Consider the following 21,950-nt stretch of genomic DNA (forward strand, 5'->3'; position numbering starts at 1 on the left):
GTGTCGCTGGCGAGATTCCGCCGGGTGGCAGGCTCCCACCCGGTGCTGGTCGAGATCGGCGTCGCTCTGGCGGTCTTGTGCGTCTGCCTCCTCGTGGCCGGGATCGTGATCCGGGACGCGGCTGCTGACAGCACACCTGAGATCGTCACCGACGAGAAGGCGCTCGAGGTACGACGGGAGCGGCTCGCGCCGCATCTGGAGCAGGTCAACGCGATCCCGACGCCGGAAGGTCTGCGAAGGACGCATGACGCCGACGTCGGGGAGTGCGGCTACGACTCATCGGACGGACGGCTGGTCCAGGCCGAGGCGTGGTTCGAATGGACGGCGACAGAACCCGTTGCCTACGACGAGGTGAGCCGGCCAGCGGCTGTCGGGTATGTCGAGATCCTCGACCACCTCGTCGAGCACGGGTGGCGGATCAGCGAGCGTGAGAATCTGAACGGCATGGTCACCGCGGCCAACCCCGACTTCGACTCCGCCGACCTCGTGCATCCCTCGGGGGTCAAGATCCGCACCCAGTTCTTGGGCGGCGTGATTCTGGGGCGCCTCTTCTTCAAAGGGGCGCCCAAGGTCTGTTCGTTCGCCTGAGCGGAAGCACTGTGATGCCAGGAGCGGGACCTCCAGGTCGCTCCTGGCATCACGCGAGCGGACTCAGAAGGCGTGGGCCATCAGGTCGGCGTAGACCTCCTGCTCATCGACCTCCAGGCCCCTGGCCTGGAACCACTTCGCGACGTTGGTGATGTCGCGGAGCAGGAAGTCGAAACCCAGCGGGTTGCCGACCAGGTCGATGATCTGGGGGAGGTCGATGATCACGAGCCGGTCCTGCTGGGCCAGGATGTTGTAGGGCGAGAGGTCGCCGTGGACCAAGCCCGCCTGCACCATCGTGGCCAGCGCCTCGACGAGCCCGTCCCACCACATCTCCAGGACGTGGCGCTCCGGGCGGGTCTGGGCGAGACGCGGCGCCGTCTCGAGCTCCCCGAGCTCGTCCTCGACCGCGATCCACTCCATCAGGATCTCGGTCCCGTCGATCTGCACGGGGTAGGGGACCGGGAGGCCGAGGTTCCAGCAGCGTACGAGCGCGTTCCACTCGGCGTTGGCCCACTCGGCCTTGGCGACCTCGCGGCCGAAGGTCGAGTTCTTCTTCAGCGCGCGCTCGTCACGGGAGCGCTTGACCGAACGGCCTTCGGTGTAGCTCGCGGCCCTGTGGAAGCTGCGATGGTCGCTGTCGCGATAGCGCTTGGCGACCATCAGCGCCTCCTGCTCCGGGAACAGCGGGTCGGCGCGCACGATCAGGAAGGCGTCGGCCTCCTTGCCGGTCTTGAGTACGCCGAGCTCGGTGTCGATGGCGCCCTGAGAGGTCACCACCCAGTCCGGGCGCGGCTCCGGCCCACGGGAGAGCGGCTCCACGGAGAGCCAGGTGGACCAGCGTTGTCCGTCCTCCAAGTCGTCGTAGGCCTGGAAGTCGAAGACGAAATTCGGGTCGATCCCGTCGATGGGATCAGCGGAGATGTTCTCCTGAGTCACTTCGGGTGCTCCTGATGCGAGAGATGTGGTCTGTGGGCAGGCACAGGACAACGACGGTCATCGGTCTGCTCCTCTCGCTCAGGTGCGCCTCGTGGACGAGGACGCCGGTCGCGGTCCATGGTGGAGGACCGCGACCGGCGTACGCAACAGGTTTATTCGGCTCCCTAGGGGGAGACCAGCCACATGTCGTCGGGTCCGAGAACGAGGACCCTGCCGTCGTCGAGGCCTTGCATGATCGAGCCGTACGGTGCGGCGAGCTCAGCCGACTCGTCCCCGGACTCGGCGTCGATGAAGGTGTGCACATATGACGGTACGTCCCGTCCGACGGCGAGCTCTGCCAGCGTCCGCGGGGCGTTGTCGTAGTGGTCGATGACCGGACCGCTGACATCGATGCCGGGATAGATCTTCTTGGTCTTCTCGAGGGCGTCGTGGGAGGTGCGATTCAGCTTCTTGACCCACAGGCGCTTCCCGGTCGTGGGCGAGTAGGCCGAGATCTGGTCGGTCAAGGTGAGTACGACCGAGTTCGGCGTCGGCGACAGCTGTAGTCGCTCCGACTCGGACGTCGGTCCGGTTCTGATGCGGAAGCTGCTGGCCTGCCGACCCTGGAGATCTGCGGTGACGATCTCGTAAGCGTCCTCTGAGCGGTCGTTGAGGTAGATGCGGTTGGCGAAGACGTCGACCTCGGGGAACCCGAGGTCGGGGCACCGTGTGCTGGTCTTCCAGGCCGGTGCTCCTGCTCGGGTTGCCGTGAAAGTGCAGGTGCCGTCCTTGCGGTCGACTCCGACGAGGAGATCGCCGACCTGGGCCGCGACATGGTCATCCATGACTTGGATCGGAGAACCCAGCGGCTTGCCGTCACGCGTCTGGTGGACCGTGTGTGACTCCGGTTCGATATCGGTCGCGATCGTCGGGACCCGCCGTACGAGCGGGTCCTCCAAGGTGCCGTAGCCGATGAACGCCGGCGCCGCGAGGTCCGGCGAGCTCCGCTGCGTACGGGAGGTCTCACGTCCGGAGGCGTCGAAGTGAACTGTCGAGCACTTCTTCTGCTCGGAGCAGACGATCGCGTCCACTTGGCCGTCGAGGCTGATCGCGATCGGCTGGTAGATGTCGTCGAGGGCTCGGTGCCACTGTTGTCTGCCGTCCCGGTCGTACACGGTGACGTGTTCGAGGTCGACGAGCGCCACATGACCACTGTCTCCGACGTGAGCCAAGATCCCGTCCTGGTACTCCTCTGCGACAGTCCTGCCAGTAGAGAGGTCACGAATTGCGAGCCGATCGTCTTCGTACGTGTAGATCCGGTCCCGTACGACAACCGCCTCCTGCGGGCCGTCGTCGACCTTCGTGTGCCAGACGACGTCACCGGCCATCAGGTCGTGGGCTCGCCAGTGCCCGATCCCGACGAGCAAGGCACCGATGACGGCTAGCACGCCGACAGAGACGAGCGCCTTCTTGGCGCCGGACGAGACAGCCATGGTTCCCCCGAGATCCCGATGCGACATCGGCAGCCTAACGCCCGGGTCCTGCGGAGATGTCGAAGGTGCGGACCAGCACCGAGCGGATCCGCACCTGTCGCGCAGCGACGGTCAGCAGACGGAGTCGGTCGGCTTTGGGTTGGGGAGACCGAAGAGCGGCCGCAGCGCCAGGCCGCCGAACGTGCCAGCGATCGCGGTGAGGCCCCAGAGCCAGCCGTGCAGGCTCATCGAGGCGATGCCGGAGAAGTAGGCGCCGATGTTGCAGCCGCCCGCGATCCGGGCGCCGTAGCCCATCAGGATCCCGCCGATCACCGCGCCGACGGCGAGCTTCAGCGGGATCCGGCGGTGCAGCAGCCAGGAGCCGGCGGCAGCGGAGGCGAGCAGCGCGCCGAGCACGATGCCGAGGTCCATGATCGAGGTCTTCTCGACGAAGATGCCGGCCTCGTACTTGGCCAGGTTTGCGGGGTCCTGCCAGAACGTCCAGGACAGTACGTCGACCCCGACCGCGTCGAGGAGCTTGGAGCCCCACAGCGCGAAGGCGAAGGTGATTCCCCACGGGCTTCCGGAGAAGTAGAGGGTCAGTGCGTTGAGCAGGGCCAGCCCGATCGCGCCGACCCACAGGGGCCAGGAGCCGCGCAGCGCCCGGGCGAACCCGGTGGCCACCGGTGCGCGGTCGACCGGCGGCTTCTCGCGGCCACGGCCCACGAGGTACGTCACCGCGACCACGAGCCCGATGATGACGAGCGTCGCGGCCCAGCCGCCGGCGTACCCACCGAACGTGACCGCGAGATCGACCGGCTCCTGCGCGGGCAGCCCGTTCCACCACGGCAGCGTGAGGGCGCCGAGGAGGGAGCCGACGATGAAGCCGCCGAGGGTCAGCAGGATCGCGCTCTGCCCGCTGCCGATCGCGAAGAGCGTGCCGGAGGCGCAGGCGCCGCCGAGCTGCATCCCGGCGCCGAAGAGGAAGGCGCCGATGAAGAGACCGAAGCCGATCGGTGCCACCGCTCCGGCCGCCGGGACGCCCTGGTAGGTCCACTGGTTGGCCAGGATCGGGGCGAACAGCGTCACCGCGACGGCGAGCATCAGCATGTGCGCCCGCAGCGAGGTGCCCTGCCGCACCGAGACGAGCTGTCGCCAGGCCGAGGTGAACCCGAAGCGGCTGTGGAACAGCACGAACCCGAGTGCGACGCCGAGAGTGAGCAGGATGGCGGGCAGGGTGCCCTTCTGGAGCAGGACGTAAGCACCGAGTGCGATGGTCGCGAGGGCGCCGACGACGATGACGCGGACCTGCGCCGGTGACTCGGTCTCCGTGGGCGGAGCCTGGGCGATCGAGAGGTCGGGGGAGATGCCACGACTGGTGCCGAGGCGATCGAGAAGGGACATGGTGGGACCTTTCTGATGGGGCTAACCGGTGGGGAGGCTGATCCGGGTGACCGTGCCGCCGGGGAACCAGGAGACGGTCGTCTCGTGGCTGCTGTGGCCCGGCTCGGCAGGCATGTACGCAGCCCGCGAAGCGGCATAGAAGGCCGACTCCCCGCGCGCGTTGGCGCCCTCGCGGGCCCGGCGCCAGGCGAGGTAGGCCGACCCGGTCGGCGCCTGCTCGGGGAAGTACTTCGCCAGCGTCTGGCTGTACCGCTGCGCCGCTTCGTCACGGATGTCGAAGTCGAGCGGGATCACCGCGCCCGTGGTCGAGTCGACCACACCGGGGGAGAGGAGCCAGGGCGCCAGCCAGACCCCGTCCGAGCGCAGCGCCTGCTTCTCGACCGGCAGGCCGGCGACCGCGGCGAGACGCTCCGCCGCGGGTTGCCAGCCGGCGACGACCACCAGGGCGCTGCGGCGGCCAGGACGAGCGGACGGCGGGACGACCCGGACCCCTTCCGCTGCCGCCAGCCGCCGGACGAGCCGCGAGGCGGCCGCCGAGCGGGGCGAGGAGTCGGCGGAGAGCGCGATCTCCTCGACCCCGCGGGAGGCGAGAGTGGTGACGATGCTGGTCAGCCCGGCCCGGTCGGATCCCCGAAGAGACGAAGCCGGGCAGGAGGTCGGCGCCTTGCCGCCGGCCAGGACCGCGGCCGTGGCGGCCTGAAGGCACTCCGGTCCGTCCGGGCCGGCCCAGAGAGCGTCGGCCGACCCCGTCGAGCCGGTCTCCAGCATCACCGGGATCCGGTGTTCGGGCCCGTGCGCGACCAGCACCGTGGGATTACCCGACGGCAGGTCGACGACCGCCCACAGCCCGTCGGAACCGGGCCGCTTCGTCGGTTCGACCGGCGCCGCGCCGCCGTCGACCTCGACCGTCAGCTCCTCGTCGGCCGCCTCGTGCTCATGGCCTTCGAGAGGCAGTGCGTCGACGCGTACCAGGTTGCGGCCGGGCAGCGCCGGCGCCACGGTCACCGTGAACACCAGTCCGTCGTGCTCGATCCGCTGCACCGACGGGAACCCGGGCCGGCGCTCTCCGCCCAGCACCTGCAGCGGGGCAGGTTCGGCCACCGAACGGGACCACCGGTCCGCCTCGGCCCCGGAGGAGCCGGACGAGCCGGCGTACAGGACATAGCCGATGCCCCCGACGGCGAGCAGCACGGCGACCACGAGCACGCCGACCCGGCGGGACCGCAGGATGCGGTCCCGCCAGGTGGTGTCGTCACCGAGCGTCACTTGATGTCCGCGTCCGCGGTGACGAAGAGCATCGAGTGCGGCTTCGCCGGGCCCCAGGCGCCGTGCGGCCACGAGTCCCGGTTGAACTCGATGCAGGTGTTGCCGGTGTTCTCGTCCCGGAACTCCTCATCACGAGTCAGCTTGCCGTCCTCGATGTCGACCAGGCACAGCCGGTGGTCACCGTTGAGGCCGGTGCGGGCGACGAAGTAGTTGGAGTACGCCAGCCGCTTCACGTCCGTGGTCTCGTGGTAGTAGCCGTCCGAGCCGAGCTCGAGGTTGTCGAGCGCGCCCCAGTGCGGGCCGCCGGGTGCCTCCAGGGTGTCGACGACCGCCGGGCAGTCACTCTCCGCGCCGCCGGAGTAGCTCTCCTCGAGCGTGTCGATCCGGCAGGCCGGGCTGTCGCCGGAGGCGAGCAGCTTCTGGATGTCCAGCGTCAGGATGTAGGGCTTGGAGCCCTTGTCGTCGCTGGTGGCGCCGCGGCCCGCGACCGCGTGATAGAGGTACTTGTCGTCCAGCGACGTCTGGATCCAGGCGCCGTTGCTGCCGCCGCCGTAGGCGTCGCTGGTCGGGTCGACCTGCTTGTTGGTGATGCCGAGGTCGAAGACCTGCTGCCACTTCGGCTCGTCCACGGTGATGTCGGGCGTGTAGTAGATCGCGCCGCCCTGCATCGTCTCCGCGAACGCACCCCTGTGACCGGGCCGGTTGGTCACGGTGACCTCCATCGCGGCCCGCGACTCCTCGTGGTGCGCGACCCGACCCTTGCGCGGCCCGTCGGGCAGGAACGTCACCGACTTCAGCTTCGGCTTGTCCTTCTCCGAGATGTCCCAGAACCTCACGGTCGGCCGCCGCAGGTACGACGAGAGCGGCTGCACCGGGTTGAGGATGATGTTGCGCGGCTCGTTGTAGTCGCTGGTCACCAGCGTGTCGAGGTCCTCGCGGGCCTGGACGCCGTGCGGGTTGGCGCAGGTCGGCAGGGAGAGCAGCGGGATGCTGTCGCACCGCTGCTCGGTCTCGGCCTTCGTCGTCGCGGCCGGCGCCTCGGCGATTGTCTTGCCGTTCTCGTCGAGCCGGACCAGCTCACCCGGCGAGCCCGCGAACCCGTTGCCGATCCGCACCGAGCCGTCGGTGTAGGTGCAGGGACCGGGGACGTCCGGCCCACCCATGTAGGTGCCGTACGCCTTGTGGTCCTTCGTCACCCAGTAGGCGTCCGGCACCGACCCGCACAGCGTGTCGGTCGGCAGGTTGATCCCCTTGAGCTGCAGCTTCGGCAGCTGCGAGGTGTCCAGGACGTACGTCACGTCGGTGAAGAGACCACCGGCGAAGATGTTGTCGCCCTTGTGCCACAGGTACTGCATGTGGTGCGGCTCGTTCTCCACCAGCGGCCCGACGGTGGCGGTGTTGACGACCTTGCCGTACGACTTCGCGCCCTTGGTCACGTCGACGACGGCGAAGAAGTCGGGACCGATGAGGTTCTTCTGCCCGATCAGGTCAAGACCGATCGACGTGGGCAGGTCGAGCAGCTCGGAGCCGGACTTGTCGAGGATGTTGTTGTCGCCGGCCCATACGACCAGGTACTCGTGGCGCAGGCCGTCGTCCTCGACGGTGCCGCCGGAGTCGCGCCCGCCCAGTCCGAGGTCGATGAGGGCTTGGTCGACGCCGAGCTGCTGGAGCAGGTTGGGCGGCAGCAGGCTGGAGTCGACATGGTTCTTGATCCAGTAGTCCTTGCCGTCACCGCCCTCGACCGCGTCCTTGTTGGTCAGGATGTCGCTGCCCGTCTTCAGCTGCGTCAGCAGCTCGCCGACCCCGGTGTCGCTGGTGACCGGGGCGTCGTCCTCGGCGACGGCGGTCGAGGGCGTCAAGGTCAGCACGCCGGCGGCGATGACAAGTGCGGCTGCCGCGGGGAGCAGCCTTCTGCGCCGGGGTCTGTCGAGACGGGATCTGATGGTACGGCGTTGCAGGATCACTGCGGGTCACCTCCGAGACGAGACTCTGAATAGGTCTTTCCCAATAAAACAACTAGAGTTTCCTGGGAATGACAAGAGCGTCGCAACGGGGTCTCGACAGACGACAATGCCGCTCCAGGTATCCCGGAGCGGCATCGATGAGCGGAGGTGTCAGTGACCGCCGACGAGCGGTGCGACGGCCCGGGCCAGCAGCGAGCCCTTGCCGGTGGCGGTCTCCTCGGCGTCGGCCACGGTCATGGCGCGCAGCCCGGCGTTGACGCCGAGCCACCGCAGCGGCTCCGGCTCCCAGCGTGGGGAGACGTGTCCGACCCAGGGGAGTGCGGTGAGGTCGGAGTCGGTGCCGATGATCAGGTCGCGCAGCGTACGGCCGGCGAGGTTGGTGGTCGCGACCCCGTCGCCGACGTAACCGCCGGCATGGGCGATGCCGCTGGCCGGGTCGTAGCCGACCGAGGCGTGCCAGTCGCGCGGGATGCCGAGGACACCGCCCCACCGGTGGGTCACCTTGTGGCCGCGTACGGCCGGGAACATCTCGACCAGGGTCGCCTCCAGGCGACGGTGGGTGCGCAGGTCGGAGGCGTCCGCGTGGGTGATCTTCGACCCGAAGGAGTACGGTGCGCCCCGCCCGCCGAAGACCAGCCGGTCGTCCGCGGTGCGCTGCCCGTAGATCAGCAGGTGGCGGCCGTCGGAGAACGTCTCGCGCTCCTCCAGGCCGATGCTCGACCAGACCAGGTCGGTCAGCGGCTCGGTGGCGATGATCAGGGAGCGCACCGGGACGACCTCGCGCTCGAGACCGGCCAAGGTCGGGGTGTAGCCCTCGGTGGCGCGTACGACGACGTCGGCGCTGACCACGTCGCGCTCGGTCCGCAGCAGGTGCGGCTCGATCGCGGTGACCCGGGTCTGCTCGTAGATCGTGACGCCGCGGGCCTCGACGGCGCGGGCGAGACCGCGGACGAGCTTGGCGGGATGGATCGCGGCGCAGTCGGGGGTGTAGGTCGCCCCGAGGGTGCCGGTCGCCGCGAGCCGCTTCCTGGCGGCGTCCTGGTCCAGCAGCGAGATCTCGGCGTCGCCGAGGCCCCAGGAGCGGGCGTGCTTCACCTCGTGCCGGGCGCGCTCGAGCTGTGCGGTCGTACGGGCCACGACGACCGTGCCTCCCTTGGCGATGTCGGCGTCGATCCCCTCCGCCTCGGCGACCCGGATCACCTCGTCGACGGTCGCCCGCATCGCCCGGTCCTGGGCGAGCGCGGCGTCCCTGCTGGAGCCTGCCGCGACCTTGTCGAGCGAGGCCGGGAAGAGGGCCGAGCACCAGCCGCCGTTGCGGCCCGATGCGCCGAACCCGGCGACCTCGGCCTCGAGGATCGCGATCTTCAGGTCGGGCCGGGCCTCGGCCAGGTAGTAGGCCGTCCACAGCCCGGTGTAGCCGGCGCCGACGATCGCGACGTCGACCTCGAGGTCGCCCATCAGAGCCGGACGCGGCTCCCAGTCGTCGCCGGCGGTCTCGTGCCACAGGCTGATGCCGGGGTATCGGTGGCTCACCGGACGCCCCACGCGTAGGTCTGCTTGTGCAGGTGGAGGTACATGAACGTCTCGGTGCTCACCACGCCCTCGATGGCGCGGATCTTGCTGGAGACCAGGTTGAGGAGCGCCTCGTCGCTCTCGGCCACGACCTCGACGAGCAGGTCGTAGGAGCCGGCGGTGATGACGATGTAGTCGACCTCGTCGAGCTTGCCGAGTTCGTCGGCGATGCCCTCGATCGGCCCGGAGGTGCGTACGCCGATCATGGCCTGCCGCGCGAAGCCGAGCTCGAGCGGGTCGGTGACCGCGACGACCTGCATGACGCCGCTGTCGACGAGGCGCTGCACGCGCTGCCGCACCGCGGCCTCGCTGAGGCCGACCTCCTTGCCGATCGCGGCGTAGCTGCGCCGGCCGTCCTGCTGGAGCTGCTCGATGATGAGCTTGTTGACCTCGTCGAGGTGAGCGCCCCCGTTGCGCTTGCGAGTGGTCATGCGGGTCAGTCAACCCGTTTTCCAACGCCGGATGCAACGAAATCCGTCGTGTGTAACGAACAATTTCCATGATTCCGTACATTCTGTGTGGCTGAGTGTCTGCGAAGTTGCCATAGTGGGCGTCGTGAACCATGTGTCGCTGACCGATGCGAAGCCCGCCGTCTACTGGCTCGACGATCCCGCCAAGCCCGCGCCGCTGCCGCCCTTGCTCGGGGTGGCGTCGGCGGATCTGGTGGTCGTCGGAGGCGGCTACTCGGGGCTGTGGACCGCGCTGCTGGCGCGGACGCGGTTTCCGTCGTGGTCAGTGGTGCTGCTGGAGGCCGGCCAGTGCGGCGACCAGGCCTCCGGGCGCAACGGCGGCTTCGCCGAGGCCTCCCTGACCCACGGATTCTGGAACGGTCTGGAGCGCTGGCCCGACGAGCTCGCGACGCTGGACCGGCTCGGCCAGCAGAACCTCGACGAGATGGCGGCGACGATCCAGGAGCACGGCATCGACTGCGACTGGCGGCTCGCCGGCGCCCTCAACGTCGCCACCCGGCCGCACGAGGTCGACGATCTCGCCGAGTGGTCGGCCGCGCTGACCGAGCACGGCATCAAGCACCGGCTGCTGGACGAGGCCGGGGCGCGGGACGAGGTCCGGTCACCGACGTACCTCGGTGGGCTGGAGGTGCTCGGCGACACGGCGACCGTCGAGCCCGCACGCTTGGCGTGGGGGCTGCGGCAGGCCTGCCTGGACGCCGGTGTGGCGATCCACGAGGGCTCCGCGGTCACCGGTCTCGCCCGGGACGGGGCGGGGATGCGGGTCTCGACCCTCACCGGGTCGGTGCGGGCCGGGCGGGTGGCACTGGCCACCAACGCCTTCCCGCCGTTGCTGCGACGACTGAAGATGATGACCGTGCCGGTCTACGACTACGTACTCATGACCGAGCCGCTCTCGCCGTCGCAGATGGACGCGATCGGCTGGGCCAACCGGCAGGGGGTCAGCGACTCCGCCAACCACTTCCACTACTACCGCCTGACCAGGGACAACCGGATCCTGTGGGGCGGCTACGACGCGATCTACCACTTCGGTTCGAAGATCTCGCCGGAGCTGGAGACCGGCGCGACCCACGACAAGCTCGCGACGCACTTCTTCGAGACCTTCCCGCAGCTCGAGGGGCTGCGCTTCACCCACCGCTGGGCCGGTGTCATCGACACCTGCACCCGCTTCTCTGCCTTCTTCGGGAAGGCGTACGCCGGCCGCGTGGCCTACGCGCTCGGCTACACCGGTCTCGGCGTCGGGGCCACCCGCTTCGGTGCCCAGGTGATGCTCGACCTGCTGAGCGGCGAGCAGACGGAGCGTACGTCGCTGGAGATGGTGCGCTCCAAGCCGCTGCCGTTCCCGCCCGAGCCGGCGCGCTACGCGGGCATCTCGATGATGGTCCGCTCGCTCGGTAAGGCGGACGCCAACGGTGGCCGCCGCGACCTGTTCCTGCGGACGATGGACCGGCTCGGGCTCGGGTTCGACTCCTAGGCGCGAGTCACTCGAGCCTCATGCATCACGGCGTACGGGTGTTTCCTGCACTTCTCGGGTGTTGCAATGCCTGAGAAGTGCTGGAATCCCCGGTTAACCGGGTATCCCTGCACCGCGCTCAGGCAGCTTCCTGAGCCGCCGCGACCCGCTCGCGGAGCTTGGCGTGGATCTCCTCCGGCGTGCGCTGCGTACGCTGGCGGTGGTTGCGCGCGATGATGACGCCTGTCGCGGTGACCCCGGCCAGACCGGCGAGACCGACGATCTTCCACACGCGTGCACTGCCGAAACCCATTGAGGACCCCCTGCTCGAGATGTCTGACGACACCACTATCTCCCTTGCCGACGCCGTGGACCAGACCCGCACCGGTGATCTGTGGCTCTTCCGGGGCCGGTCGGTCGCCGACCGGGCGATCCGGATGCTCAGCAACGCCCCGGTCAACCATGTCGGGATGGCGGTCGTGCTCGACGACCTGCCGCCGCTGATGTGGCACGCTGAGCTCGGCAAGGGGCTGCTCGATCTCTACACCGGCACCCATCACCGCGGCGTACAGCTCCATGATCTGCGGGCGGCGGTCGAGCAGTGGGCCGGGCGCTACGAGCAGCAGGTCTGGCTGCGCCAGCTCACCGCCGACATCGACCGCAAGCGGGAGGACGCCCTGCTGCGGACGATCGCGCGCCTCGACGGCACCCCGTTCCCCTCGACCGCCGCGCTGGCCGGGCGCTGGGCGCGCGGGAGGTTCCGCTCCAAGGCCGGGATCGAGCAGGTCTACTGTGCCGAGGTCGTCGCGGCCACCTACCAGGAGATGGGCCTGCTGGACGACGAGCGCCCCACCAACTACTACGACCCGGGTCGCTTCTGGTCCGGCGACCACCTGACCCTGCAGGACGGCGCGGTGCTAGGGAGCGAGGTCCGCGTCGTCGGCTGACCTGCGCCCCGCCAGCCGTAGGGCCAGCGGGACCTCGCCGCTCTCGACCAGGGTGCCGATGACGAGCGCGCGGAGCCCGCGCAGGAGGGCGTCGGGATCGACCAGGTCGGGGGCCGCGAGCGCGTGCAGCAGGTAGCCGTGCACGAGGGCGAGGACCGAGCCGGGGTCGGTCCGGGTCGCCCCCGCGACCGTCGCCGCGCGCTCCGCGACGTCGCGGCCGGCGGTGAGCACCTCGGCCACCACCGGACGGAACTCCGGGTCGCGGGCGGCGTGGAGCAGCCCCTCGAGGAACGCGAGCGCGTCTGCCGGCGGTGACATCAGCGCCGCCGCGAAGGCCTCGGCCATCGCGTCGGTGCCGGACTCCGTCGCGGCCAGATCGTCGGCGAGCGTACGCAGCCGGGCGACGTCCTCGGCCACGCCGGTGCGCAACGCCTCGGCGGCCAGGTCCGTGATCGAGTCGAAGAAGTAGCCGACGGTCGCCAGCGGCAGCCCGGCTCGCTCGGTCACGGCGCGGTGGGTCACTCCGGACATGCCCTTCTCCGCCGCCACCTCGATCGTGGCGCGGACGAGGGCGTCGCGTCGCTGCCTGGCGCTGTCGCCGTGCCGTCGCTTCATGGCGCCCAGCATAAAGTCTGGAAGATCTTCTAGACTTTTCGGAGTTGATCCAGCACGCTGTCCGACATGACCGCACCGACCCGCGTACACGCCTTCACCGACGACGCCCTCGCCGACCACGACGCCGTCGAGCTCGCCCGTCTCGTCCGGACCGGCGACCTGAGCGCGGCCGAGGTCGAGGCGGCGGCGGTCGCCCGGCTGCGCCAGGTCGCTCCGACGCTCCAGGCGATGGCGTACGAGGCCTACGACTCGCCCCGTCGGGCAGCGGACGGCAGCGGTCTGCTGCACGGTGTCCCGACCCTGCTCAAGGACAACACCGACCTGCTCGGGATGCCGACCAACCACGGGTCGGAGGCGATCCGGGCGCAGCCGGCCAAGCGCGACGGTCGCTACGCGACGCAGTTCCTCAGCAGCGGGGTGACGGTGCTGGGCAAGAGCCGGATGCCGGAGTTCGGGCTCAACGCGACCACGGAGTTCCGAAGCGGGCCGCCGACCCTCAACCCCTGGAACGCCCGCTACTCGGTCGGGGCGTCCTCCGGTGGCGCGGCGGCCCTGGTCGCCGCCGGCGCCGTGCCGATCGCGCACGCCAACGACGGCGGCGGTTCCATCCGGATCCCGGCCGCGGCCGCCGGGCTGGTCGGGCTCAAGCCCAGCCGGGGGCGGCACGTCGACGGCGAGACGGCCCGCACCCTGCCGATCAACATGGTCAGCGAAGGCGTGCTGACACGCACCGTCCGCGACACGGCCACCTTCCACGCGGCGCTCGAGCGGCACTGGCGCAACCCGGCACTCCCGCCCCTCGGGCTGGTCGAGGGACCCGCGCGGCGGCGGCTCCGGGTCGCGATGATCATGGAGTCGGTGACCGACGCCGTCGTGGACACCCCGACGAAGGCGGCCGTCGAGCGGACCGCCACGTTCCTCGAGGAGCAGGGCCACACCGTCGAGCCGGTCCCGATCCCGGTCGACGCACGCTTCGTCGACGACTTCCTGACCTACTGGGGCCTGCTCGCCTTCCTCGCCGGCAATCTGGGCCGGCTGACCATCGACCGGACCCTCGACACCAGCCTCCTCGACGGGCTCACCGACGGGCTGCGTCGCGAGTTCACCGCCGGCGGCTGGCGCCGGACGCCGGCCGCGCTGCACCGCCTGCGGCGGGCCGCGGCGGCCTACGCTGCCGTCTTCGACCACCACGACGTGGTGCTGTGCCCGGTCGTCGCCGGCGTCACCCCGCAGCTGGGCCACCTCTCGCCGAACGTGCCGTTCGACGACCTCGTCGACAGGCTCCGGCGGCACGTCGCGTTCACGCCGCTGCAGAACATCACCGGCGCGCCGGCGATCTCGCTGCCGATGGCGATCAGCGAGGAGGGACTGCCGATCGGGGTGCAGCTCTCCGCGGCGTACGGCGACGAGCGGACGCTCCTCGAGCTGGCCTACGCCCTCGAGGAGCAGTCGCCGTGGCCGCGGATCACAGCATCTGAGATGCCTTCTCCAGCACCCGGCGCAGGATCTGCTCCATCTCGTCGAACTCGGCCTGACCCACGGTCAGCGGCGGGGAGAGCTGGATGACGGGCTCGCCGCGGTCGTCGGCTCGGCAGTAGAGGCCCTCGGACCACAGCGCCTTGGAGACGTAGCCGTAGAGAATGCGCTCGCACTCCTCGGTGGTGAACGTCTCGCGGGTATCGCGGTCCTTGACCAGCTCGATGCCGTAGAAGTAGCCGGTGCCGCGTACGTCGCCGACGACCGGCAGGTCCTTCAGCTTCTCCAGCGTGGCCAGGAACGCGGCCTCGTTGCGGCGTACGTTGCCGAGCAGGTCCTCGGCCTCGAAGACGTCGAGGTTGGCCAGCGCCACCGCGGTGGAGACGGGGTGACCGCCGAAGGTGTAGCCGTGGTAGAAGGTCTCCTCGCCCTCGAGGAAGGGAGCCATCAGCCGGTCGGAGATGATCGTGGCGCCCAGCGGGGCGTAGCCCGAGGTCAGGCCCTTGGCCGAGGTGATCATGTCGGGGACGTAGCCGAACCGCTCCGCGCCGAACATCGTGCCGAGCCGCCCGTAGGCGCAGATGACCTCGTCGGAGACGAGGAGCACGTCGTGCTCGTCGCAGATCTCCCGCACTCGCTGGAAGTAGCCCGGGGGAGGCGGGAAGCAGCCGCCCGAGTTCTGCACCGGCTCCAGGAAGACCGCCGCGACCGTGTCGGGCCCCTCGGCGCGGATCGCGACGTCGATCTGGTCGGCGCACCAGCGGCCGAACGCCTCCGGGTCGCTGCCGTCCATCAGGCCGCCGGTGATCTCGGCTGCGCGGTAGATGTTGGTGTTCGGCACCCGGAACGTCGAGGGGACCAGCGGCTCGAACGGTGCCTTGATGTCGGCCAGGCCGGTGATCGACAGCGCCCCGTGGGTGGTGCCGTGGTAGGCGATGTTGCGCCCGATCACCTTGTGCTTGCCCGGCTTGCCGCGCAGCTTGAAGTAGTTCTTGGCGAGCTTCCACGCCGTCTCGACGGCCTCGGAGCCGGAGTTGGTGAAGAAGACCCGGTTGAGGTCGCCGGGGGCCAGCGAGGCCAGCCGCGCGGCCAGCTCGATGGCCGGCTCGTGGGCGTAGGACCACAGCGGGTGGAACGCCAGCTGCTTGGCCTGCTTCGCACCCGCGTCGGCGAGCTCGGCACGCCCGTGGCCGACCTGGGTGACGAACAGCCCGGCGAGGCCGTCGAGGTAGCGGTTGCCCTCGACGTCGTAGATGTAGGCGCGCTCGCCCCTGGCGATGATCGGCACATCCGCCTCGGCGTAGCTCGAATGCCGCGTGAAGTGCATCCAGAGGTGGTCCTTGGCGTCGCGCTGCAGCTGTTCGTGGTTGCCGGTCATGACTCCATGGTCACCTACCGCATCTCGCTTTCGCAAGCGAATCCGTTTCAAAGTGCGAATATCACTTCGGATTCAGTTGTGACATCCCTGTTACAGGAAGGAGTTAGTCTCTACCGCATGGCTGACCAGATCTTCAGGAACGTGATCGGCGGCGAGCTGTGCGGGGCCGCCGACTCCGCGACGTACGACGTCGTCGACCCCGCGACCGGCGAGGTCTACGCCCAGGCCCCGATGTCGTCCGAGGCCGACGTCGACAAGGCGTACGCGGCCGCCGCCTCGGCCTTCGAGACCTGGGGCGAGACCACGCCCCAGGAGCGCAGCCTGGCCCTGCTCCGGATCGCCGACGCGATGGAGGCCCGCGCCGAGGAGCTGACCGCGGTGGAGGTCAAGGACACCGGCAAGCCCTACCGGCTGACCTTGGAGGAGGAACTACCGCCGACGATCGACCACTTCCGGTTCTTCGCGGGCGCGGCGCGGACCCTGGAGGGGAAGAGTGCGGGGGAGTACCTGCAGGATCACACCTCCTGGATCCGCCGCGAGCCGATCGGCGTGATCGGGCAGGTCACGCCGTGGAACTACCCGCTCGCGATGATGTCGTGGAAGATCGCCCCGGCCCTCGCCGCTGGCAACACGGTCGTGCTCAAGCCGTCCGACACGACCCCGGCCAGCTCGTCGCTGCTGGCCGAGCTGGCCCAGGAGTTCCTGCCGCCGGGTGTGCTCAACCTCGTCACCGGCGACCGCGACACCGGCCGCGCGCTGATCCGCCACAAGACGCCGCAGATGGTCGCCATCACCGGCTCGGTGCGCGCCGGCATGGAGGTCGCCGCGAGCGCCGCGGCCGACGTCAAGCGCGTCCACCTCGAGCTCGGCGGCAAGGCGCCGGTGATCGTCTTCGACGACGCCGACATCGACCAGGCGGTCGCGGGGATCGCCGCGGCGGGCTACTTCAACGCCGGCCAGGACTGCACCGCGGCGACCCGCGTCCTGGTGCAGGCAGGCATCCACGACGAGTTCGTCGCCGCGCTCGCGGAGGCCGCCCGCAACACCACCGTGGGCCTCCCCGCCGACAACCGCGACGTCGGCGCGCTCAACAACCCCGGCCAGCTCGCCCGGGTGGCGGGCATGGTCGACCGGCTCCCGGACCACGCCACGATCGCGGCCGGGGGAGCGCCGGCTCGGGTGGAGGGTGGCGAGAACGGCTACTTCTACCAGCCCACGGTCCTCGCCGGCCTGCGCCAGGACGACGAGCAGATCCAGAACGAGATCTTCGGCCCGGTGATCACCGTGCAGCGGTTCGCCGACGAGGTCGAGGCGCTCCGGTGCGCCAACGACGTCGACTACGGCCTCGGCTCGAGCGTGTGGACCAAAGACCACGCCACCGCGATGCGGGTCAGCAAGCGCCTCGACTTCGGCGTGGTCTGGATCAACACCCACATCCCCTACATCTCCGAGATGCCCCACGGCGGCTTCAAGCACTCCGGCTACGGCAAGGACCTCTCCGTCTACGGCTTCGAGGACTACACCCGGATCAAGCACGTGATGTCGTTCATCGGCGAGTAATCCGCTAGACAAACATGTGAGTGTGCGACCCTCGATGTGCGGGCCGGAGGGGTCCGTGAAAGCATCGAGGGCCGTTTCGCGTACCTCCGCGGGGCGGACCCAGCAATGGAAGCAGTCGATCCCCCACACGAGGTGCACCCCACATGTCAGCCAAGCAATGGCGGACAGATGTCCAAGGTCTCCGGGCCATTGCCGTAGGTCTGGTCGTCGCTGCCCACGCGGGCGTCCCGCACACCGAGGGCGGGTTCGTCGGCGTCGACGTCTTCTTCGTCCTCTCCGGCTTCCTGATCACCACGCTGCTGCTGCGCGAGGCCGACGAGTCCGGCACCGTCAGCATCCCGCAGTTCTACGCGCGCCGGGCCCGCCGCATCCTGCCGGCGGCCACCCTGGTGATCCTGGTCGTCCTGGCGTACGCCGCCTGGCAGCTGCCCACGACCAGGCTCACCGACGCGGCCGCTGACGGCACCTGGGCGGCGTTCTTCCTGGCCAACGTGCACTTCGCCGCCGAGGGTGTGGAGTACTTCCAGCCCAGCGAGCCCTCGCCCTTCCAGCACTACTGGTCGCTGTCGGTGGAGGAGCAGTTCTACCTGGTCTGGCCGGTCCTGGCGCTGCTGCTCATCCCCAGGCTGGGTCGCAAGGGCTTCACGGTCGTCGCCGCGGTGATCGCGGTCGCCAGCCTGGCGTGGTCGGTGTACGCCACCGGCGACAACCCCACCGCCGCGTACTTCTCCACGCCGGCCCGTGCCTACGAGCTCGCCGCCGGCGCGCTGCTGGCCTGCTGGGGCGGACGGCTCAAGGGCGCCGCGAGCATCGCCGCCGGGATCGGCGGAGCCGCGGCGATCGTCGTGTCGACCGTCGTGTTCAGCGAGGCCACCCCGTTCCCCGGCTGGCAGGCGCTGGTGCCTACCCTCGGCACGGTCGCGCTGCTGGCCTCGGGCGCGAACGCCCCGACCGCCAGGCTGCTCGCGGTCCGCCCGCTGCGCTACGTCGGCGACATCTCCTACTCGCTCTACCTGTGGCACTGGCCGCTGATCGTGCTCGGCCCCGAGCTCCTCAGGCTCGGCAACGCCGCCCTCGAGATGACGGTCTCGGTCGCCGCCGCGCTGCTGCTCTCGGCGCTGAGCCACCGCTTCGTCGAGCTCCCGTTCCAGCGCAAGCAGGTGCCGATGGTCTCTCACGGCCTGCGCTCGCTCGTCCTGTGGCCGGCCGCGCTCGTGCTGGCGATCGGCAGCGGCTGGCTGACGACCGGCTATGCGGCGTACGCGGAGAAGGAGCGGGCCGCCCAGGCGCAGGCCTGGTTCGCCGCCAACGAGGTCCCCGACACCGCGGCCGAGACCGGCGGCCCGCCGCAGGTGCAGCGCGAGCTCCGCGCCGCTCTCGAGATCGCCGACCGCGGCGGGCCGATCCCGCCCGCCGTCCTGGGCGAGGAGATCACCGAGGACCGGTGGCAGAAGACCTACGGAGACTGCTACGCCAACTACGGCGAGACCCGCGGCGCCGACTGCACCCTCGGCGACACCGACGCGAAGAAGACCGTCGCCGTGGTCGGCGACTCCCACGCCGGCATGTGGCTGACCGCCTTCGACGACCTCGGCAAGGAGAACGGCTTCCGGGTCGTGCCGGTCGTCAAGGTCGGCTGCGCGCCCTACCCGGTCCAGCACCGCGGCAAGAAGATGACCCAGGCCGAGTGCGACGACTTCCGCGACTGGTCGACGGACCACCTCGAGCGCCTCGACCCCGACACGATCGTCTCGACCGCGCGCGGGCAGCTCTTCATGCCCAAGACGTACGCCGGGATGAGCCGTGACGAGCAGTGGTCGCGCGCCGTGCGCAGCACGGTGAAGGACTTCCGGAAGATCTCGCGCAGGGTCGTCGTCCTCGGCGATGTACCGGCCGTCGACCACAACCCGGCCGACTGCCTCAGCGCTCCCGAGGCCGACCAGCTGTCGTGCCTCAGCGACCCGGACTCCCGCGAGACCAGCAGCAACGCGCTCACCGAGGCGGCGGTGAAGGGCACCAGGGCGGCGTACGTCGACACCCAGCGTTTCGTGTGCGCCGAGGACCGTTGCCCGCTGGTCGTGGGGGAGAAGGTGACCTACTACGACGACTCGCACCTGACCGAGTCCTGGGTCCGTCACGTCGCTCCGCGACTGGGCGTGATCCTGGCGCCCCATATTTAACCGAGGATTTAACTGGGACGCGCGTTTCGGGATTTGCTTTCGCGTGCCTCTTTGTGGCTTAATTGTGGGCAGACGTTGCAAAACGTTTCATGCACAGCCCTGGACCCGTGGGGGAGTCCGGGGCTGTTGCTATTTCCCGGGAAGATCCCGGGCGATATCGGAGGCGGCCGCTTGGCGCGCTGTCAGCCTCTGCTGGGAGAATGTGCGGGTGAATCAGCAGCGACCACGCGACGTGGTGATCCTCGGCTCGACCGGGTCCATCGGCACCCAGGCCCTCGACCTGGTGCGCGCCAACCCGGACCGGTTCCGGGTCGTCGGACTGACCGCCGGCGGGTCCAACAAGGAGCGGTTCGAGGCCCAGGTCGCCGAGTTCGCGCCCAAGCTCTCCGGGCTGGGGGAGGAGGCGTCGGTCGAGGCCGCCGCCCAGCCCGCCGACGTGGTGCTCAACGGGATCACCGGGGCCGTCGGACTCCGCCCGACGCTGGCCGCGCTGGAGGCCGGCAACACCCTCGCCCTCGCCAACAAGGAGTCGCTGATCATCGGCGGGCCGCTGGTCAAGCGCGTCGCGGGCGACGGCCAGATCGTGCCGGTCGACTCCGAGCACTCCGCGATCGCGCAGTCGCTGCGCGCGGGCGCTGCGAACGAGGTGCGCAAGCTCGTGCTCACCGCCTCGGGCGGCCCGTTCCGCGGCCGCTCCCGCGAGGAGCTCGGCGAGGTGACCCCGGCGCAGGCGCTCAAGCACCCCAACTTCGCGATGGGGCGGGTGATCACGACCAACTCCGCCACTCTCGTCAACAAGGGCCTCGAGGTCATCGAGGCCCATCTGCTCTTCGACGTGCCGTTCGACCGGATCGAGGTCGTCGTCCACCCGCAGCAGTACATCCACTCGATGGTCGAGTTCACCGACGGCGCCGTCGTCGCCCAGCTCGGCCTGCCGACGATGCTGGTGCCGATCTCGATGGGGATGGCCTGGCCCGAGCGGGTGGCCGACGCCGAGACCCCGATCGACTGGACCAAGGCCTCCGACTGGCGCTTCGAGCCGCTCGACGACTCCGCCTTCCCCGCGGTGCGACTGGCCCGCGAGGCCGGCACCCGCGGCGGCACCCACCCCGCCGTCTACAACGCCGCGAACGAGGTCTGCGTCGACGCCTTCCACGAGGGCCGGATCCCGTTCACCGGCATCGTGGACACGATTGCGGAGGTGCTGGCAGCCCATGGCGGCGTACGCTCTGAAAGCAGCCTCTCGATCGAGGATGTGCTCGCCGCCGACGCCTGGGCGCGCGAGGAAGCCACCCGCATCTTGGAGACCCGTTCATGAGCTACTTGCTCTACACGCTGGCCGTGATCGGCTTCGTCGTCGCGATCCTGGTCTCGATCGGGCTCCACGAGCTCGGCCACATGATCCCGGCGAAGGCGTTCGGCGGGAAAGTGACGCAATACTTCATCGGCTTCGGGCCGACGGTGTGGTCGAAGCAGGTCGGCGAGACGGAGTACGGCCTCAAGGCGATCCCGCTCGGCGGCTTCGTGAAGATCGTCGGCATGCTGCCTCCCGGCGCCGAGCAGCTGGGGGAGCGCACCGAGGACGGCGCGCTGAAGGTGCGCAAGTCCAACACCGGCATGTTCACCCAGCTGATCAGCGACGCCCGCTCGGCCGAGTGGGAGCTGATCCGCCCCGAGGACGAGCCGCGGCTCTTCTACAAGATGTCGTGGTGGAAGAAGGTCATCGTGATGGCCGGTGGGCCCACGGTGAACATCGCGATCGCGTTCTTCGTGCTGTGGGGCGTCTTCGGCATCTACGGGGTCCGCGAGCCCGTCGTCAACGCGGGACATCCGGTCGTCTCGAGCCTGCAGGAGTGCCTGCTGAGCTGGGAGGACCAGGGCCGCGAGTGCCGCCCGAGCGACAAGCCGACCCCGGCCGCCGACGCGGGCCTCAAGCCCGGTGACGAGCTGATCTCGTTCAACGGCACCGAGCTGACCTCGTGGGCGGTCGCCCAGAAGCTGATCCGCGACAACATGGACGGTGACGCGACCATCGTCATCGAGCGCGACGGCGAGCGGATGACGCTGCACACCCAGACCGTGATCCAGGAGCGGATCAAGGACGTCGACGACACCAGCGCCGATCCGGAGACCGCCAAGGTCGGCTTCTTCGGGATGTCGCCCGAGTCCCACATCGTGACGACCAAGGAGGGGCCGGTCTACGCGCTCAAGGAGATGGGCACGATGGCGGAGAACGCCGTCCACTCGCTGCTGCGCCTCCCGGTCAAGGTCTGGCACGTCGCGCTCGCGATCGTCGGCGTCGAGGAGCGCTCGGCCGACAGCCCGGTCAGCATCGTCGGCGGCGGCCGGATCGCCGGCGAGATCGCCGCCCACGACGACCTCGACGTCGCCGAGAAGGTCTCGAGCTTCGCGTTCCTGGTCGGTGGCTTCAACCTCTTCATCGGCATCTTCAACTTCGTCCCGCTCCTGCCGCTCGACGGCGGTCACATCGCGACCGCGCTGTGGGAGGGCGTACGCCGCGCGTTCGCCAAGGTCTTCCGGCGGCCCGACCCGGGTCATGCCGACCCGGCGAAGCTGCTCCCGGTGGCGTACGTCGTGGCCTCGGCGCTGCTGGTGATGGGTGTTGTCCTGATCGTCGCCGACCTCGTCGTCCCGCTTCATCTCCAAGCCTGACCCGCCCGTAAGATTGG

Annotated in this window: 18 protein-coding genes; 8 read left to right on the forward strand and 10 right to left on the reverse strand. The window is 69.7% G+C overall.

What is annotated here, in order from left to right; all coding sequences use genetic code 11:
• Positions 1-24: 24 nt before the first annotated feature.
• Positions 25-588: a hypothetical protein gene (locus G5C66_RS07940; RefSeq protein ID WP_165110415.1), complete on the forward strand. Its 564-nt coding sequence runs from the start codon at positions 25-27 to the stop codon at positions 586-588.
• Positions 589-651: 63 nt separating this feature from the next.
• Here the strand turns inward: G5C66_RS07940 and G5C66_RS07945 are convergent, their stop codons facing one another.
• From G5C66_RS07945 to G5C66_RS07975, 7 genes are all read right to left on the reverse strand, one after another.
• Complete coding sequence (locus tag G5C66_RS07945; protein ID WP_165110416.1) at positions 652-1,524, reverse strand: RIO1 family regulatory kinase/ATPase domain-containing protein; 873 nt, start codon at positions 1,522-1,524, stop codon at positions 652-654.
• 164 nt (positions 1,525-1,688) lie between these two features.
• Positions 1,689-2,996 (reverse strand): PQQ-binding-like beta-propeller repeat protein, encoded by a 1,308-nt coding sequence (locus G5C66_RS07950; RefSeq protein WP_165110417.1) that lies wholly within the window; start codon positions 2,994-2,996, stop codon positions 1,689-1,691.
• Between the two features lie 111 nt (positions 2,997-3,107).
• Positions 3,108-4,379, reverse strand: a complete 1,272-nt coding sequence (locus G5C66_RS07955) for a YeeE/YedE family protein (protein WP_206443828.1) — start codon at positions 4,377-4,379, stop codon at positions 3,108-3,110.
• A gap of 21 nt (positions 4,380-4,400) precedes the next feature.
• Positions 4,401-5,645, reverse strand: a complete 1,245-nt coding sequence (locus tag G5C66_RS07960; protein WP_165110418.1) for an ABC transporter substrate-binding protein — start codon at positions 5,643-5,645, stop codon at positions 4,401-4,403.
• Complete coding sequence (locus G5C66_RS07965; protein WP_206443829.1) at positions 5,642-7,513, reverse strand: hypothetical protein; 1,872 nt, start codon at positions 7,511-7,513, stop codon at positions 5,642-5,644. Before G5C66_RS07965 ends, G5C66_RS07960 begins: the two co-directional genes overlap by 4 nt.
• 246 nt (positions 7,514-7,759) lie before the next feature.
• Positions 7,760-9,142, reverse strand: coding sequence for an FAD-dependent oxidoreductase (locus G5C66_RS07970; protein ID WP_165110419.1), 1,383 nt, complete (start codon positions 9,140-9,142; stop codon positions 7,760-7,762).
• Positions 9,139-9,612, reverse strand: a complete 474-nt coding sequence (locus tag G5C66_RS07975; RefSeq protein WP_008363265.1) for an Lrp/AsnC family transcriptional regulator — start codon at positions 9,610-9,612, stop codon at positions 9,139-9,141. Before G5C66_RS07975 ends, G5C66_RS07970 begins: the two co-directional genes overlap by 4 nt.
• Positions 9,613-9,736: 124 nt before the next feature.
• Here G5C66_RS07975 and G5C66_RS07980 point away from each other — a divergent pair, with 124 nt between their 5' ends.
• On the forward strand, positions 9,737-11,125 hold the full coding sequence (locus G5C66_RS07980; protein ID WP_338144104.1) for an NAD(P)/FAD-dependent oxidoreductase: 1,389 nt from the start codon (positions 9,737-9,739) through the stop codon (positions 11,123-11,125).
• Between the two features lie 118 nt (positions 11,126-11,243).
• On the opposite strand, the gene G5C66_RS07985 is transcribed toward G5C66_RS07980, so the two are convergent.
• The gene (locus G5C66_RS07985; protein ID WP_165110421.1) at positions 11,244-11,417 is read right to left on the reverse strand and encodes a hypothetical protein; all 174 of its coding nucleotides are present in this window, start codon (positions 11,415-11,417) and stop codon (positions 11,244-11,246) included.
• A 19-nt stretch (positions 11,418-11,436) separates the two neighbouring features.
• Between G5C66_RS07985 and G5C66_RS07990 the strand changes: the two genes are divergently transcribed.
• Positions 11,437-12,051: a hypothetical protein gene (locus tag G5C66_RS07990; RefSeq protein ID WP_165110422.1), complete on the forward strand. Its 615-nt coding sequence runs from the start codon at positions 11,437-11,439 to the stop codon at positions 12,049-12,051.
• Here the strand turns inward: G5C66_RS07990 and G5C66_RS07995 are convergent.
• Positions 12,022-12,666 (reverse strand): TetR/AcrR family transcriptional regulator, encoded by a 645-nt coding sequence (locus G5C66_RS07995; protein WP_165110423.1) that lies wholly within the window; start codon positions 12,664-12,666, stop codon positions 12,022-12,024. The genes G5C66_RS07990 and G5C66_RS07995 overlap by 30 nt on opposite strands.
• Before the next feature lie 66 nt (positions 12,667-12,732).
• On the opposite strand from G5C66_RS07995, the gene G5C66_RS08000 reads away from it, so the two are divergent.
• A complete protein-coding gene (locus G5C66_RS08000) occupies positions 12,733-14,232 on the forward strand; it encodes an amidase (RefSeq protein ID WP_241248321.1) in 1,500 nt (499 codons plus the stop codon).
• On the opposite strand, the gene G5C66_RS08005 is transcribed toward G5C66_RS08000, so the two are convergent.
• Entirely contained in the window at positions 14,132-15,520 is a 1,389-nt protein-coding gene (locus tag G5C66_RS08005; protein WP_165110424.1) for an aspartate aminotransferase family protein, read from the reverse strand. The genes G5C66_RS08000 and G5C66_RS08005 overlap by 101 nt on opposite strands.
• Before the next feature lie 117 nt (positions 15,521-15,637).
• Between G5C66_RS08005 and G5C66_RS08010 the strand changes: the two genes are divergently transcribed.
• From G5C66_RS08010 to G5C66_RS08025, 4 genes are all read left to right on the forward strand, one after another.
• The gene (locus G5C66_RS08010; protein ID WP_165110425.1) at positions 15,638-17,080 is read left to right on the forward strand and encodes a gamma-aminobutyraldehyde dehydrogenase; all 1,443 of its coding nucleotides are present in this window, start codon (positions 15,638-15,640) and stop codon (positions 17,078-17,080) included.
• A gap of 143 nt (positions 17,081-17,223) precedes the next feature.
• A complete protein-coding gene (locus G5C66_RS08015) occupies positions 17,224-19,260 on the forward strand; it encodes an acyltransferase family protein (protein ID WP_165110426.1) in 2,037 nt (678 codons plus the stop codon).
• Between the two features lie 208 nt (positions 19,261-19,468).
• Positions 19,469-20,578, forward strand: coding sequence for a 1-deoxy-D-xylulose-5-phosphate reductoisomerase (dxr, locus tag G5C66_RS08020; protein ID WP_338144105.1), 1,110 nt, complete (start codon positions 19,469-19,471; stop codon positions 20,576-20,578).
• Positions 20,575-21,933: a M50 family metallopeptidase gene (locus G5C66_RS08025; protein WP_165110427.1), complete on the forward strand. Its 1,359-nt coding sequence runs from the start codon at positions 20,575-20,577 to the stop codon at positions 21,931-21,933. Before dxr ends, G5C66_RS08025 begins: the two co-directional genes overlap by 4 nt.
• The last annotated feature ends 17 nt before the right edge of the window (positions 21,934-21,950 follow it).

The organism is Nocardioides turkmenicus (assembly GCF_011045035.1).
Taxonomy (GTDB): Bacteria; Actinomycetota; Actinomycetes; order Propionibacteriales; family Nocardioidaceae; genus Nocardioides; species Nocardioides turkmenicus.